Annotated in this window: 12 protein-coding genes; 7 read left to right on the top strand and 5 right to left on the bottom strand. The window is 72.5% G+C overall.

Features of this window, described 5'->3' with window-relative positions:
• Nucleotides 1–36: 36 nt before the first annotated feature.
• Together EKD16_RS03720 and EKD16_RS03710 are read left to right on the top strand one after the other, a co-directional pair.
• On the top strand, nucleotides 37–1,395 hold the full coding sequence (locus EKD16_RS03720; RefSeq protein WP_131097110.1) for a GAF domain-containing protein: 1,359 nt from the start codon (nucleotides 37–39) through the stop codon (nucleotides 1,393–1,395).
• Nucleotides 1,396–2,526: 1,131 nt separating this feature from the next.
• On the top strand, nucleotides 2,527–3,480 hold the full coding sequence (locus tag EKD16_RS03710; RefSeq protein ID WP_131097109.1) for a site-2 protease family protein: 954 nt from the start codon (nucleotides 2,527–2,529) through the stop codon (nucleotides 3,478–3,480).
• 46 nt (nucleotides 3,481–3,526) lie between these two features.
• Here EKD16_RS03710 and EKD16_RS03705 read toward each other — a convergent pair whose 3' ends face one another.
• Together EKD16_RS03705 and mshB are read right to left on the bottom strand one after the other, a co-directional pair.
• On the bottom strand, nucleotides 3,527–3,994 hold the full coding sequence (locus tag EKD16_RS03705) for a hypothetical protein (RefSeq protein ID WP_131097108.1): 468 nt from the start codon (nucleotides 3,992–3,994) through the stop codon (nucleotides 3,527–3,529).
• A 64-nt stretch (nucleotides 3,995–4,058) separates the two neighbouring features.
• The gene (gene mshB / locus EKD16_RS03700; protein ID WP_131097107.1) at nucleotides 4,059–4,919 is read right to left on the bottom strand and encodes an N-acetyl-1-D-myo-inositol-2-amino-2-deoxy-alpha-D-glucopyranoside deacetylase; all 861 of its coding nucleotides are present in this window, start codon (nucleotides 4,917–4,919) and stop codon (nucleotides 4,059–4,061) included.
• 131 nt (nucleotides 4,920–5,050) lie between these two features.
• On the opposite strand from mshB, the gene EKD16_RS03695 reads away from it, so the two are divergent.
• From EKD16_RS03695 to EKD16_RS03675, 5 genes are all read left to right on the top strand, one after another.
• Complete coding sequence (locus tag EKD16_RS03695; protein WP_131097106.1) at nucleotides 5,051–7,333, top strand: prolyl oligopeptidase family serine peptidase; 2,283 nt, start codon at nucleotides 5,051–5,053, stop codon at nucleotides 7,331–7,333.
• A gap of 526 nt (nucleotides 7,334–7,859) precedes the next feature.
• On the top strand, nucleotides 7,860–8,171 hold the full coding sequence (locus tag EKD16_RS03690; protein ID WP_131097105.1) for a hypothetical protein: 312 nt from the start codon (nucleotides 7,860–7,862) through the stop codon (nucleotides 8,169–8,171).
• 317 nt (nucleotides 8,172–8,488) lie between these two features.
• Nucleotides 8,489–8,890 carry a DUF3054 domain-containing protein gene (locus EKD16_RS03685; RefSeq protein ID WP_131097104.1) on the top strand — a complete coding sequence of 134 codons (402 nt, stop codon included), beginning with the start codon at nucleotides 8,489–8,491 and terminating at the stop codon, nucleotides 8,888–8,890.
• Nucleotides 8,891–9,024: 134 nt separating this feature from the next.
• On the top strand, nucleotides 9,025–9,399 hold the full coding sequence (locus EKD16_RS03680; RefSeq protein WP_131097103.1) for a hypothetical protein: 375 nt from the start codon (nucleotides 9,025–9,027) through the stop codon (nucleotides 9,397–9,399).
• A gap of 46 nt (nucleotides 9,400–9,445) precedes the next feature.
• Nucleotides 9,446–10,138 (top strand): TrmH family RNA methyltransferase, encoded by a 693-nt coding sequence (locus tag EKD16_RS03675; RefSeq protein WP_131097102.1) that lies wholly within the window; start codon nucleotides 9,446–9,448, stop codon nucleotides 10,136–10,138.
• A 108-nt stretch (nucleotides 10,139–10,246) separates the two neighbouring features.
• On the opposite strand, the gene EKD16_RS03670 is transcribed toward EKD16_RS03675, so the two are convergent.
• From EKD16_RS03670 to EKD16_RS03660, 3 genes are read right to left on the bottom strand one after another with little or no spacing between them, the layout of a single operon-like run.
• The gene (locus tag EKD16_RS03670) at nucleotides 10,247–10,996 is read right to left on the bottom strand and encodes a succinate dehydrogenase/fumarate reductase iron-sulfur subunit (RefSeq protein WP_131097101.1); all 750 of its coding nucleotides are present in this window, start codon (nucleotides 10,994–10,996) and stop codon (nucleotides 10,247–10,249) included.
• Nucleotides 10,993–12,933, bottom strand: a complete 1,941-nt coding sequence (locus EKD16_RS03665; protein ID WP_131097100.1) for a fumarate reductase/succinate dehydrogenase flavoprotein subunit — start codon at nucleotides 12,931–12,933, stop codon at nucleotides 10,993–10,995. The genes EKD16_RS03670 and EKD16_RS03665 overlap by 4 nt, the downstream gene beginning before the upstream one ends.
• Entirely contained in the window at nucleotides 12,934–13,635 is a 702-nt protein-coding gene (locus tag EKD16_RS03660) for a succinate dehydrogenase cytochrome b subunit (protein WP_131097099.1), read from the bottom strand.
• Nucleotides 13,636–13,649: the final 14 nt, after the last annotated feature.

Below are 13,649 nucleotides of genomic sequence, written 5' to 3'. Positions count from 1 at the left end.
GGCCGAGGTTGAAGGGGGAGGTGGCGAGTCCACGCCATGCAGGAGACCGTCGCTTCCGCCCTCGCCCAGCTCGCCCGGTCCGACTCCCGCGCCGCGCAACTGGCCGAGACCGCGCTGTCCACCCTCACCGACGGCCGCAACCTCGAAGCGCTGACCCAGCACGCCGTCCAGGAGTTCTGCTGGTACGTGCTGCCCGTACGCTTCTCCACCGACTCCTCCGAGCGCCTGTTCGCGGCGCGCTCGCTGGGCCGGCTGTTCGCGCTGCTCGGCCTGGACCGCTACGCCGCCATCTGCACCTCCGGCTGCACCCGCGACATCCTGGAGAACTACCGGGTCAGCCACGACACCGGCCGCCAGGCCTACCGGCGGGCCATGCGCGCCTCCGGCGTCGAGCCGCCCGACCTGCCCGAGCTGAACTGGGGCAGCACCCTGGGCTCCGCCGAGATCTCCGCCTACCAGGCCACCTCGGCGTCGTTGGAGCTGGCCGTCGCTCTGGACGAGCTGCGTCCGGGCACGCCCGCCTGGCGCAACTCCCAGCAGCAGCAGACCCGGGCGTTCCTGACCCAGCCCGACCCCCAGGGGCGCAGCCGGCTCGACCGCGTGCGCGAGGAGCGGGTCCGCGCCTGGCTGTCCTCGCCCTCCCATCCGCACCGCCAGCGGCTGTGGCCGCTGCTGGGCCAGCTCATCAGCGGCGCCGAGACCCCGCCCAACGCGGTCACCGCGCTGGCCCCGGTGGTACGGCTGCTGGACTACGCCGACGACGGCATCGGCCTCACCCAGATCGGCTACATCTCTCCCAGCGTTGTGCGCGAACTGTGCACCGAGTTCGGCTGGGCCACCTCGCCGTCGCCGCCGCGGAGCGAGACCGACTCCACCCAGCTCATCGCGCTGCACAAACTGCTGCGCACCATGCGGGCCGTGCGCAGGTCGGGGCGGCGCCTGGTGCTCACCCGGCGCGGGCGCCTGCTGCACGACGACACCGAGTCGCTGTGGCACGCCGTCGCCGAAAGCGTGCTGGACACCGACGGCTTCGCCCAGGCGGCCACCGAGACCCTGCTGGGGCTGCTGCTGTCGCGATCCTCGCGCTCGACGGGCAGCCACGCCCGCGACAGCGGCGCCCACACGGACACAGACACAGACGCAGACACAGTCGAAGAGGCCCGCCTGGTACTGGCCGACTCCGGCTGGGGCAGCGAGCCCTCCGGTCGGCTGCCCGACACCCAGCAGGTCGGCTCGGTGCTGATCACGGTCACCTGGCTGCTTGAGACGCTGGGCTTCGTCGCGGGAGGCGACCTCCTCGGCGAGGGCGGCAGCCACCAACTCACCAAGGCGGGCCACGCTTTCTCCCTGACCGCGATGCACCGCTCGGCGACCACTCCCCCGACCTCGCTGTAGCCGGGCGGCCGCCTCGGGGCATAGCGACACCGAAAGGTGGGGCGGCTCAGCTCCGCCGGACGGCCTTGCGGTCCGTCGGACGGCGGCCATCCTGCCGGGTGCCCGCCGGTGACGGCGGCCGGCGAAGGGCCGCGAGGGGCCGCGGGGTGGCGCCCGCGGTCGTCGGGTCGGGTGCTCGCCGGTGGCGGTGCGTGGTGGCGCGGCTTGGCCCGTCTATCGTGAACTTATGGCCACAGGAAAGCGCATTCCGCGGCCATAAGTTCACGATCATCGCCGGATGGACCGGCATAGGGGACACACCGGCAGCGGTGGGCCGGCTGGGGGTCGCCGTGTTCCGGCCGGGCCCGCGCAGGCGCGGGGTGTGGCGCGTCGCGGGTGCCCGCACGCCCCCGGGGTGCGCCGGATCGGGGGCCCGGGGGCGACGACACGTCGCTCGTGGCGCCCGGGCGCGACCGACGGGGGCCCCACCCCCCGATGGGGTGGGCTTTTGGGGACCTATGCCCGTTTTGCGGGCGGCCTCGGCGGATGCAGCGGCCACGAGGCGCACGAAAAGTCGACGCCAGGGGCGTTTTCGCGCCATTCGGCGCGCCTCGTGCGCCCCCGCCGCCGCAGCACGGGCGCGGGCCCGCCGGGAACTCGGGCATTGGCGGACAAAACACCCCATGTTATTTCGTATTGCGGAATGACGTTGCCAAGCTGGCGCCTCGCGGTGGCGCGGAGGCGGATACCGCCGCACGTACGTGCGACTCGTTCCCCCCGACCCGGCCGCATGACCGCCACCGACCACCGCAGGTCCGGCCCCGCTGGCCCCGCCGGCGTCGTCGTCGCCCCCGTCGGGCGCGCCACCGACGAGCACCGGAACCGACGTCCGCGGCCCCGGCCCTGTTGCTGCCGTCGCTGCCTCCGTCGGCCGCCGCCACCGGCGAGCACCCGGTGCGTTGGGCACGGGCCCAGCCATCCGCCGCCCTCGGCGCCGCTTTTCAGTGAAGGCCACCCGCACCCGGCAGACCAACAAGGCCGCACAGCAGACCGGCGTTCTTAAACACGGCATAGCCTGGGGTTCGGCGCCTCGGCGCCGAACCCCCGTGCCGCCGCGTCCGCGCGAGCCGTTTTCCGACGAGTTGGAGCACCATGTCCGCGTCCGAGCCCACCGACCGGGACCACGCAGCCGCGCCGCGGCCCGACTCCGCCGCGGACGAGGGTTCGCGAGACGGCTCCGCGGCCGAGGACGCGCCGGGCGAACACGCGGCGCCGCCGCGCGGTGAGACCGAGAGCCCTTCCGCCGGCACCGAAGGCGGCGCCCGCACGGCCGCCGACCTGCTGCCCAGTCCCGTCTTCGTGCTGCTGCTGGGAATCGCCGGCCTGGCGGGCTGGTTCTCCTGGACCCGCGCCGAGGTCGGCTGGACCGGCGACGACTCGACGGTCTATCTGCCGTTCGTGTTCATCCTCGCCGGGTGGGTCGTCTCGGTCTGCCTGCACGAGTTCGGCCACGCCGCGCTCGCCTACCGGTTCGGCGACCGGGCGCTGCGCGGCGGCGGCTACCTGCGGCTCAACCCCTTCCGGTTCAGCGAACTGTTCTCCAGCCTGCTGATGCCGGCGGCCTTCCTGCTCCTGGGCGGCATCGGCCTCACCGGCCCCGCGACCTACCTGGACCCCGACGCGGTGCCGAGCCGTTCCCGGCGCAGCCTGATCGCGGCCGCCGGCATCGCGGTCAACCTGGTCCTGGCGGCGGCGGCCGCAGCGGCCGTGGCCGTGCTGGTGCCCGCGGGCATGTTCACCGACAACTGGATGCTCGGCGGGCTGATGTACCTGTGCTACCTCAACCTCACCGCCGCGCTGCTCAACATGCTGCCCCTCCCCGGCCTCGACGGGTTCGGCGTCCTCGCGCCCTACCTGCCCGGCTCCGCGGCGCAGACGGCGCGGCGGTGGGGTGTCTTCGGCGTCATCGCGGTGTTCGCGGTGCTGTGGGTGCCGCAGGTGAACGTCGCGGTTCCGGGCCTGATGACCGACCTGTTCGCCGCCGTCGGGCTGGTGCAGATGGACGTCGGGTTCGGCGAGGTGCTGCTGCGGTTCTGGGCGTCCTGAGGCCCGCGGCGGCCGCGGTTTTCGTCCCGGGCGGCGAAACGCCCGTTCAGGGGCCGGGTTCGGTAAGTACGACGGCGATACCGACCGCGGCGAGGCCGCCGAACAGGTAGCAGTAGTCGATCACGGTCGACGTCAGTACGATGTCGCCCCCCGAGGTCATCGCGATCAGCGAGAACACCGCGGCCCCCCAGCCCAGCGCCGGGAGGCCCGCGCCCAGGCGCGAGCCCATACCCCAGCCGGCCGCCCGGCAGCCGGCGAACAGCACGGCGACGACGCCCAGCAGCGCGACCGCGGCGACCGCCTGGCCCGCCATGCCCGCCTGCCACAGGTAGGACAGCCACCCGGCCAGCACCGACCCGCCGAGTCCCACGGAAATTCCCACCACGAGCAGCACCGCGTACCCGAGCCCGGTGACGACCGGACCGGCGATGCGCGCCGCGGCGCCGGAAGGCTGCCGTGCTTCGGCGGACGGCGGAGGTGTCGGGGCGGGTGTCGGCGGCTGAGGTGCGGGCACGGGGGCTTTCTCCTGGCGGCGTGTGGTCGTGGGGCGGCGGAGTGGCGTTGCGGCGGGTGCCGGACTAGACGAACAGGTCCGACTCGACTCCGCCGGTGCCGCGGCGTGCGGCGGAGCCGCCGATCTGCATGAAGTACTCCACCCCCCGGATCTCTTGGGCGACACCGTTGGACAGCGCGAACAGTTCGCCCTCGACGCTGATCTGGGTGGCGTGTGCGCGCATGGCCAGCGCCTTGGCGGCCCAGTGCGCGGAGGCGTCGACGCGCACGGTGGCGAGGTGGTCCGCGGTGGCCGGCGCGATGTCGTCGGTCGTCCGGGGCGCGGTGAAGGGCCCGGGGCCGAACCGCAGCCGCTCCACCGACTCCTCCAGCGCCGACTGCGGCTGGACGACGGCGTAGAGCTTGCCGGTCCGCCACGGCGATCCCGGCAGCGCACGCTCGGCGGCCTTCTCGAACGCGCGCACGGCGACCCGGTGCGCCTGGATGTGGTCGGGGTGGCCGTAGCCGCCGTTGTCGTCGTAGGTGATCATGACGTGCGGGCGCACCTCGCGCACGATCTCCGTCAGCAGGTGGGCGGCTTCCTCGACGTCGGCCTGCCAGAAGCAGTCGGGGCGCTCGTTGGTGGCCGCGCCCATCATGCCGGAGTCGCGGTAGCGCCCGGCTCCGCCGAGGAACCGGTGGTCGCGCACACCCAGCGCGACGCACGCCTTGTCCAGCTCACCGATCCGGTGTTCGCCGAGCGTGTCGTCGCGGTCGGGGCCGAGGTGGGCGAGCCCGGCCGGGATGATCTCGCCCTCCTCACCGCGCGTGCACGTCACCAGGACGACTTCGGCGCCCTCGGCCGCGTATTTGGCCATCGTGGCGCCGGTGACGATGCTCTCGTCGTCGGGGTGGGCGTGCACCAGCAGCAGTCGCCGAGCTGTCATGCTCTGGACGATACCCCGCTCGCCCGGTCTGACGTGGAGACGCGCGCTGCGGGAGCCACATCGCCGCCGGAGCGGTCCCGGGCGACGCGGCGGACCCGCGCGGCGTCCGGCCCATGCGCAACAATCGACCCATGAGTTTTCCTCGGCAACAGGCGCGCACCCGGCGGTTCACCATCGGCGTTCCCCGCGCCTTCCAGATCTCCCCGGACGGTCGGCGCGTGGCGTTCCTGCGCGGCAGGGACGGCGAGGACGCCGCGGCGTGCCTGTGGATACGGGACGTCGACAGCGGCGCGGAACACGTGGTCGCCGACCCGCGCACCGTCGGTGCCGGCGAGGAGGATCTGCCCGCCGAAGAACGGGCCCGCCGCGAGCGGCTGCGCGAAACCGGCGCGGGGATCGTCTCCTACACGGTCGACGACGCCTTCGCCCGCGCCGTGTTCACCCTGTCGGGACGGTTGTACGCGGTCGACCTGGACGGAGGCGCCGCGCCTTGGGAGGTCCCGGCCGCGGTCGCGCCCGTGGTCGACCCGGCGATCTCGCCGCGCGGCACCGCCGCGGCCTACGTCAGCGGCGGCGCGCTGCACGTCGTCGGCCTCGACGGCGGCGGTGACCGCGTGCTGGCCGAGCCCGAGGGCCCCGGCACCTCCTGGGGCCTGGCGGAGTTCATCGCCGCCGAGGAGATGAGCCGGTTCCGGGGCCTGTGGTGGGCCCCGGACGGATCTGCCGTACTGGCGGCGCGGGTAGACGACGCACCGGTGGCGCGGTGGACCATCGCCGACCCCGCCAGCCCCGAAGCGGCGGCGCAGACCGTCGCCTATCCGGCCGCGGGCACGCCCAACGCCGAGGTGCGCCTGGCGGTGCTGGATCTGGACGGCGACGGCGTTGCCGAACCGCGCTGGATCGACTGGGACCGCGAGGCGCTGCCCTACCTGGCCCGCGCCGGGTGGACCGGGCCCGCGGCCGGCGGCCCGGCCGGCGGCGCGGGCTCCGGGGCGCGCCAGGATGTGGTCTTCACCGCGCAGAGCCGCGACCAGCGCACCCTGCGGTTGTTCCGCGCCGACCCGCGCACCTGCGAGGTCCGCGAGGTGCTCGCGGAGACGGACGGCACCTGGGTGGAGATCATGCCGGGCGTGCCGGCTTTCACCGCGAGCGGCGACCTGGTGTGGATCGGGCGCGGCGGCGACCGGGAGGGCGCGCGGCGCGTACTGCTGGTCGGGGGGCGCGAGGCGGGGCCGCCGGAGGGCGCCTACCTGCGCGGAGTGGCCGACGTCGACGGCGAGCGGGTGCTCTACTCGGCGTCGCCGGCCGGGTGCCCGGGCGATGTGGAGCTGTGGCTGTTCGACGCGCACCGCGGCACGAGCACTCCCGTCCGGGTGCCGCCGCCGTCCCCGGGCGGCGACGCGGCGGACGGCACGGGAGAGGACGCGGGCGGCGTGCTCTCCGGCAGGATGCGCGGCGGCACCCTCATCGTCCAGCGGCGCGACATGGACACCGACGGCGTGCGCACGGTCGTGCTTCGGGCGGCTGACGGCGGGGAGCCCGACGGCGGGACGGCGGCGGCCGCGGGCGGAATCGAGAGCCTGGCGCAGGTACCCGACCTGCCGCGGCCCCGGGTGCGCTTCTGGTCGGCGGGCGAGCGCGGCATCCCGGCGGCCCTCGTACTGCCGTCCTGGTACGACGCGGACTCCGGTGTCCGGCTGCCGGTGCTGATGGATCCCTACGGCGGCCCGCACGCGCAGCGTGTCATGCGCAGCCGATCGGCCTACCTGACCTCGCAGTGGTTCGCCGACCAGGGCTTCGCGGTGCTGATCGCCGACGGGCGCGGCACGCCCGGCATCAGTGTGGAGTGGGAGCAGGCGGTGCGGGGCGACCTGGCCGAACCGGTCCTGGAGGACCAGGTGGCCGCGCTGCACGACGCCGGCAAGCGCTTCGGGTTCTTGGATCCGGACCGGGTCGCCGTCCGCGGCTGGTCCTTCGGCGGCTACCTCGCCGCCCTGGCCGTCCTGCGGCGCCCGGAGGTCTTCCACGCGGCGGTCGCCGGAGCGCCGGTCACCGACTGGCACCTGTACGACACCCACTACACCGAGCGCTACCTGGGCACCCCGCAGCAGCACGCGGACGACTACACACGCTCCTCGGCCCTGGAGTCGTGGGGCACGGTCAACCGCCCGCTGATGCTCATCCACGGCCTGGCCGACGACAACGTGGTCTTCGCGCACACCCAGCGCCTGTCCTCGGCGCTCCTCGCGGCGGGCCGTTCGCACACCGTGCTGCCGCTTTCGGGCATCACCCACATGGCCTCGGAGGAGACGACGGCGGAGAACCTGCTCCTGCTCCAAGTGGAGTTCCTCCACCGGTCGCTGGGCGGTGCCGCGGGCGTGCAGGAGGCGCCGAAGGGGGCGGGGGGCGTCTGACGGCGCCGTGTCCCGTTCGGCTCGGCCGTCGGTTCACCTTGATAACCGAAGCTTCTCCTGCCGTCGGCGCGCACCGACGGCAGGAGAGGCGTCTCCCGCACGTGAAGCGGACCCGCATGCCGCATCGGTTGTCATGCGGCCGTGGCCGGATCCGGCCATTTCCGGAAGTTGCCGCGACGATGGGTTACGGCCTCCGAAGCAGGGCCGCGAGCGCGAATGCCCTGTTGATCAGAACCTTCGCCGGTTCGGTGCGGCGCGTGTTGCGGCTGAGCGCCCATGTGAACCGCGTTCGTCGCGACATGTAGTGATGTCTGCCGGTTTTAAGCGGTCTGTCGCCGACGCCCCTGATGACCTATGGTTTCCACGCGCTCACCGAAGGTCGGCGAGCGAGTCCGGCGGCCCTGTGTCCCTCTCCTTGCGTGCGGCCGCCGGGCACCGGCGGGACCCTCGTCGAGTCCCCGCTCGTCGGCGGGGTCCCGCCTCCTTTTCACTCCCCGGCACCACGTCCCGTTACGGAAGAGCAGTTGTGCGCAAGTCCCCGATGATCCCGGCGTTCGGCAGCGCAGCCGTCGCCCTGGTGCTGATGGTGGCCGGCGCCGCCGGCGCCGCCGACGACGAGGCGGCGGCTCCCGAGGACGTCGCGCTGACCGCAACGGGCGGCACTGCCCGCGGGGCCGAGGTGCCGTCGGCCGCTCTGCAGCGCTCGTGGGCCGGCGGGGCGCGGGCGCCGGGTGTGACGGCGGGCAGCACGGGCGACGGCCCGCTGGGCGGCACGACATACTTCCAACCGGTGAATCCGATTCTGGAAAAGTTCGGGGTGAATCTACTGACGGGCTAAGCTTCCGGTGAAGCGCGTTGGTATGCGACCAAAGGCCCGATCGGCCCGATATGTCGCTTTACGTCGCGGTGGCGTCGCCGGAATCGGCAGCGCCGCACTCCGCGCAGCCAAAGCCTCGACGGCTCCCCGAGTGCTCCGGCGCCGAAAAGGGTGCCGGAGTCTCGCGCATCGCAACGCCCGGGTGCGCGAGGCCGGTCGGCGTATTAATCCCGCATCCATTCCCCAATACGCCGACCGGCGCCCCGGGCATCGCCCCCGGCCCGCATCGACGTGTAAGCCCGGCGCGAGCACGAACGACCGGTCGCTAGTCTGGCCGCATGCGCTTCGCCGTCCCGATCGCCTTGCTGCTCGACGTCCTGTGCGTGCTCGCCTTCGCGGTGATCGGACGGGCCAACCACGCCGAGGGGCTGACCCCGGCCGGTATCGGGCACACGGCGTGGCCGTTCCTCGTCGCACTCGCGGTGGGGTGGGTGGCGGTTCTCCCGTGGCGGCCCTGGCGCAACCCCCGGTCGGTGCTGAGCACCGGCCCGCTGGTGTGGCTGGTGACGGTCGGCGGCGCCCTGCAACTGCGCGAGTTGTCGGGCGACGGCGCTCCACTCTCCTTCACCCTGGTTACGGCGGCCTTCCTGGCTGCGACGCTGCTGGGCTGGCGGGGCATCGCCCGGCTGCTGCGTCGGCGCACGGGCCAGAGCACGGTGCCCGAGGCGCCGCCGAACTGACAGGGCTGGGCCGGACCCGCGCCGCGCGCAAGCCCATGCCCGGTTCCGGCCATCGCTGGCGCCGAACCCGGTGATCCGCGAAGATGGGAACGGCGCTTCGGTCCCCGTCCACCGCCGGAGCCCGGAGGGTTTACGTGGTCGACCAGGTGCTTCTCGCCATCGCCGCCGCTGTCGCCGGGAAGGCGGTCGAACCCCTGACGGAGAACGCCGCCGACGCGCTGCGCAACCTGCGCAAGGCGGTGATTCAGCGCTTCCGCGCCGAGCCGGAGGCACGCGAGGCCCTGGACGCCGCGCAAGTGGACTACGAGGACGTCGAAGCCGTCGAGGTGCTGGCCGAGCACCTGGACTCGGCGACCGCGGCCGACCCCGAGATCCGGCGGCTCACCGAGGAGCTGCGTCCGCACTTCGGCACCGGGGACGGCGGAGTCGCCAACACCGTGCACGGCGACGTCAGCGGAAACGTCGTGCAGGCCCGCGACATCCACGGCGGCATCGACCTGGGCCGCTGAACGGCCGCTGAACAGCGGCTCCCGCGGCGCACCTAAGCTGGGGGCCGTGACCGACCAGGCCCTCCCCGACTCCTCGGCCGCCCCGGAACCCGGCGACGAGACCCCCGCGACCTCCGGCGTCGGCGTGGGCCCGTGGCAGGGCCCCTGGCCCGAGGGCGACCACTACGACCCGGAACTGCTGGCCGAGGGCGACCGCCGCAACGTCGTCGACCGCTACCGGTACTGGCGCCGCGAGGCCATCGTGGCCGACCTCGACACCCGGCGGCACCCCTTCCACGTGGCCGTGGAGAACTGGGAGCACGACTTCAACATCGGCTCCGTGGTGCGCACGGCCAACGCCTTCGGCTCCGCCGCCGTGCACATCGTCGGGCGGCGCCGGTGGAACCGCCGCGGGGCCATGGTCACCGAGCGCTACCAGCACGTCCACCACCACTCCGACACCACACAGCTCGTGGCGTGGGCGCAGGAGCGCGCGCTGCCGGTGATCGGGATCGACAACCTTCCGGGTGCCGTCCCGCTGGAGACCTATCCGCTGCCGCGCGCGTGCATGCTGGTCTTCGGCCAGGAGGGCCCCGGCCTCTCCGCGGACACTCGGGCGGTGTGCGAGTCCGTGCTGTCCATCGGCCAGTACGGCTCGACCCGCTCGATCAACGCGGGGGCGGCGGCCGCCGTCGCCATGCACGCCTGGGTCCGCGCGCACGTCTTCCACCAGCGCCCGGAGGCGCACCGGCGCCCCTGACGCCGGTCGTCGCCTCCGCGCCGCGGGCCGCCGAGGCGGACAGGGCCCCGGAATCGGCGCGGGCCGCCCCGCGGAGCGGGACGGCCCGTGGCACGGTCGGGTCGGCGCCTACTCCGGGCCGCCGCTCGTCAGCGACCCCAGCAGGTCGCGGTTGAGCTGGGAGATCGTGTCCAGCGGGATGCCCTTGGGGCACACCGCGGAGCACTCTCCGATGTTGGTGCAGCCGCCGAAGTCCTCCTCGTCGTGCTGGTTCACCATCTGCACGACGCGGGCCTCGCGCTCGGGCTGGCCCTGCGGCAGCATGTCCAGATGGGTGACCTTCGCCGCGGTGAACAGCATTGCCGAGGCGTTGGGGCAGGCCGCGACGCACGCGCCGCAGCCGATGCAGGTGGCCGCGTCGAACGCGCGGTCGGCGTCGGCCTTGGGCACCGGCATGGCGTGGGCGTCGGGGGCGGTACCGGTCGGCGCACTGATGTAGCCGCCGGCCTGGATGATCCGGTCGAAGGAGCTGCGGTCCACGACCAGGTCCTTGATGACCGGAAACGCCTTGGCCCGCCACGGCTCGACGGTGATGGTGTCGCCGTCGGAGAAGCTGCGCATGTGCAGCTGGCAGGTCGTGGTGGTTTCGGGGCCGTGCGCCTCGCCGTCGATGACGACGCCGCAGGCGCCGCAGATCCCCTCGCGGCAGTCGTGGTCGAAGGCCACCGGCTCCTCACCCTCCAGGGTGAGCTGCTCGTTGAGGACGTCGAGCATCTCCAGGAAGGACATGTCGGGCGAGACGTCCTCGACCTTGTAGGTGACCATCCGCCCCTTGTCGTCGGGGCCCTTCTGGCGCCACACGCGCAGGGTGATGTTCACTTGTAGCTCCGCTGCTTCATCTCGACGTATTCGTATTCCAGGGGTTCCTTGTGCAGGACGGGCTGCTCGCCCGTTCCGCCGAACTCCCATGCGGCGACATAGGCGTACTCGTCGTCGTGGCGCAGCGCCTCGCCGTCCTCGGTCTGGCTCTCGGAGCGGAAGTGCCCGCCGCACGACTCGTTGCGGTGCAGCGCGTCGATGCACATCAGCTCGGCGAGCTCGAAGAAGTCGGCGACCCGGCCGGCCTTCTCCAGTGCCTGGTTCAGCTCCTCGTTTTTGCCCAGCACCCGGACGTTCTGCCAGAACTCCTGGCGCAGCTCGCGGATGCGTTCGACGGCCTTGCGCAGGCCCTCCTCGTTGCGCTCCATGCCGCAGTAGTCCCACATGATGTGGCCGAGCTCCTTGTGGAAGGAGTCGACGGTGCGGTCCCCCTTGACCGAGAGGAGCTTGTCGATGCGGGCGCGCACCGCGTCGGCGGCCGCCTGGGCCTGGGGATGGCTCTCGTCGAGCTGATCGAAGGGGCCCGCCGCCAGGTAGTCGTTGATGGTGTTGGGCAGCACGAAGTAGCCGTCGGCCAGGCCCTGCATGAGCGCGCTGGCGCCCAGGCGGTTGGCGCCGTGGTCGGAGAAGTTGGCCTCACCGGTCACGAACAGTCCGGGCACGGAGCTCTGCAGGTCGTAGTCGACCCACAGCCCGCCCATGGTGTAGTGCACCGCGGGGTAGATGCGCATCGGCACCTCGTAGGGGTTCTCGCCGGTGATGCGCTGGTACATGTCGAAGAGGTTGCCGTACTTCGCCTCGACGGCGGGCCGGCCCATGCGCTTGATCGCGTCGGCGAAGTCCAGGTAGACGCCCAGCCCGCCGGGTCCGACGCCGCGCCCCTCGTCGCAGACGTTCTTGGCGGCGCGCGAGGCGATGTCGCGCGGCACCAGGTTGCCGAATGCGGGGTAGATGCGCTCCAGGTAGTAGTCGCGCTCGTCCTCGGGGATCTCCCGCGGGTCGCGGCTGTCGCCGGCCTCCTGGGGCACCCAGATGCGGCCGTCGTTGCGCAGCGACTCGCTCATCAGCGTCAGCTTGGACTGGTAGTCGCCGCTGACGGGGATGCACGTGGGGTGGATCTGGGTGTAGCAGGGGTTGGCGAAGTGCGCGCCCTTGCGGTGCGCCCGCCAGGATGCGGTGACGTTGCACCCCATGGCGTTGGTCGAGAGGTAGAAGACGTTGCCGTAGCCGCCGGTGGCGAGCACGACGGCGTCGGCGAAGTGCGTCTCGATCTCGCCGGTGACCATGTCGCGCGCGATGATGCCGCGCGCCCGGCCGTCGACGACGATCAGCTCCAGCATCTCGTGGCGGGTGTTCATCTCGACGGTGCCCGCGGTGACCTGGCGCTCCAGGGCCTGGTAGGCGCCGATGAGCAGCTGCTGGCCCGTCTGCCCGCGCGCGTAGAAGGTGCGCGAGACCTGGACGCCGCCGAAGGAGCGGTTGTCCAGCAGGCCGCCGTACTCGCGGGCGAAGGGGACGCCCTGGGCCACGCACTGGTCGATGATCTCGACGCTGACCTGGGAGAGGCGGTAGACGTTGGACTCGCGCGAGCGGAAGTCGCCGCCCTTGACCGTGTCGTAGAACAGCCGGTAGATGCTGTCGCCGTCGTTGCGGTAGTTCTTGGCCGCGTTGATACCGCCCTGCGCGGCGATGCTGTGCGCGCGCCGCGGGCTGTCCTGGTAGCAGAAGGACTTCACCTGGTACCCGGCCTCGCCCAGAGTGGCGGCGGCCGACGCGCCCGCCAGGCCGGTGCCGACGATGATGACCGACAGCTTGCGGCGGTTGGCGGGGTTGACCAGCTTGGCGGAGAAGCGGCGCTTGTCCCAGCGCTCCGCGATGGGCCCCTCGGGCGCCTTCTCGTCGCGGATTTCAGCGCCTTCGATGTACAGGTCGGACATTTATTCCACCAGCCCCAGGGTCACAGACAGCGGCGTGAGCAGGAAGCCGATCGTCAGGGCTACCGCGATCACGGTCGCGATGATGTTCAGCGGGCGCTGCCGGCTCTGCCGGTTGGCGCCGAGCGTGGTCAGCGCGCTCCAGATGCCGTGGCGCAGGTGGAAGCCCACGGCGATCACGGCGGCCACGTAGAACAACGTGACGTACCAGAACTCCGGCTGGAAGCCGGCGACCATCCGCTCGTAGGGGCTCTCAGAGCGGCCGCCCGGGTGGATGGTGTTGGTCGTCAGGTGGAGCACGTGGAAGATCGTGAAGAGCGCGATCAGGATGCCGCCGTAGCGCATGGTGTAGGACGAGTAGCTGCGCTGCACCCGCTTGGTCACCTGATAGCGCACCGGGCGCGCGCGGCCGGCCCGCCGCCACAGCACGACGGCCGCGTAGATGTGCACGAGGACGCTCACCAGCAGCACCACGCGCATGATCCACAGGAACCCGCCGTGGGGCAGCATGGGCTCGCCCAGCTCGCGCAGGTGGTGGGAGTAGTCGTCGAAGGCCTGTTGGCCCGCGAACGCGTTCAAGTTGCCGTACATGTGCGCGACCAGGAACAGCACGAGGATCACGCCGGTGACCGCCATCGCGGACTTCAGGGCCACCGTGGAGCCGAGTGCCTCCGATCGCTGCTTGGTCAGGGTACTGTTCGCCACAACTCGTCACTTTA

The organism is Streptomonospora litoralis, assembly GCF_004323735.1.
Classification (GTDB): domain Bacteria; phylum Actinomycetota; class Actinomycetes; order Streptosporangiales; family Streptosporangiaceae; genus Streptomonospora; species Streptomonospora litoralis.
The sequence above is the reverse complement of the archived record's forward strand: the minus strand, read 5'-3'. Positions and strand labels throughout refer to the sequence as shown.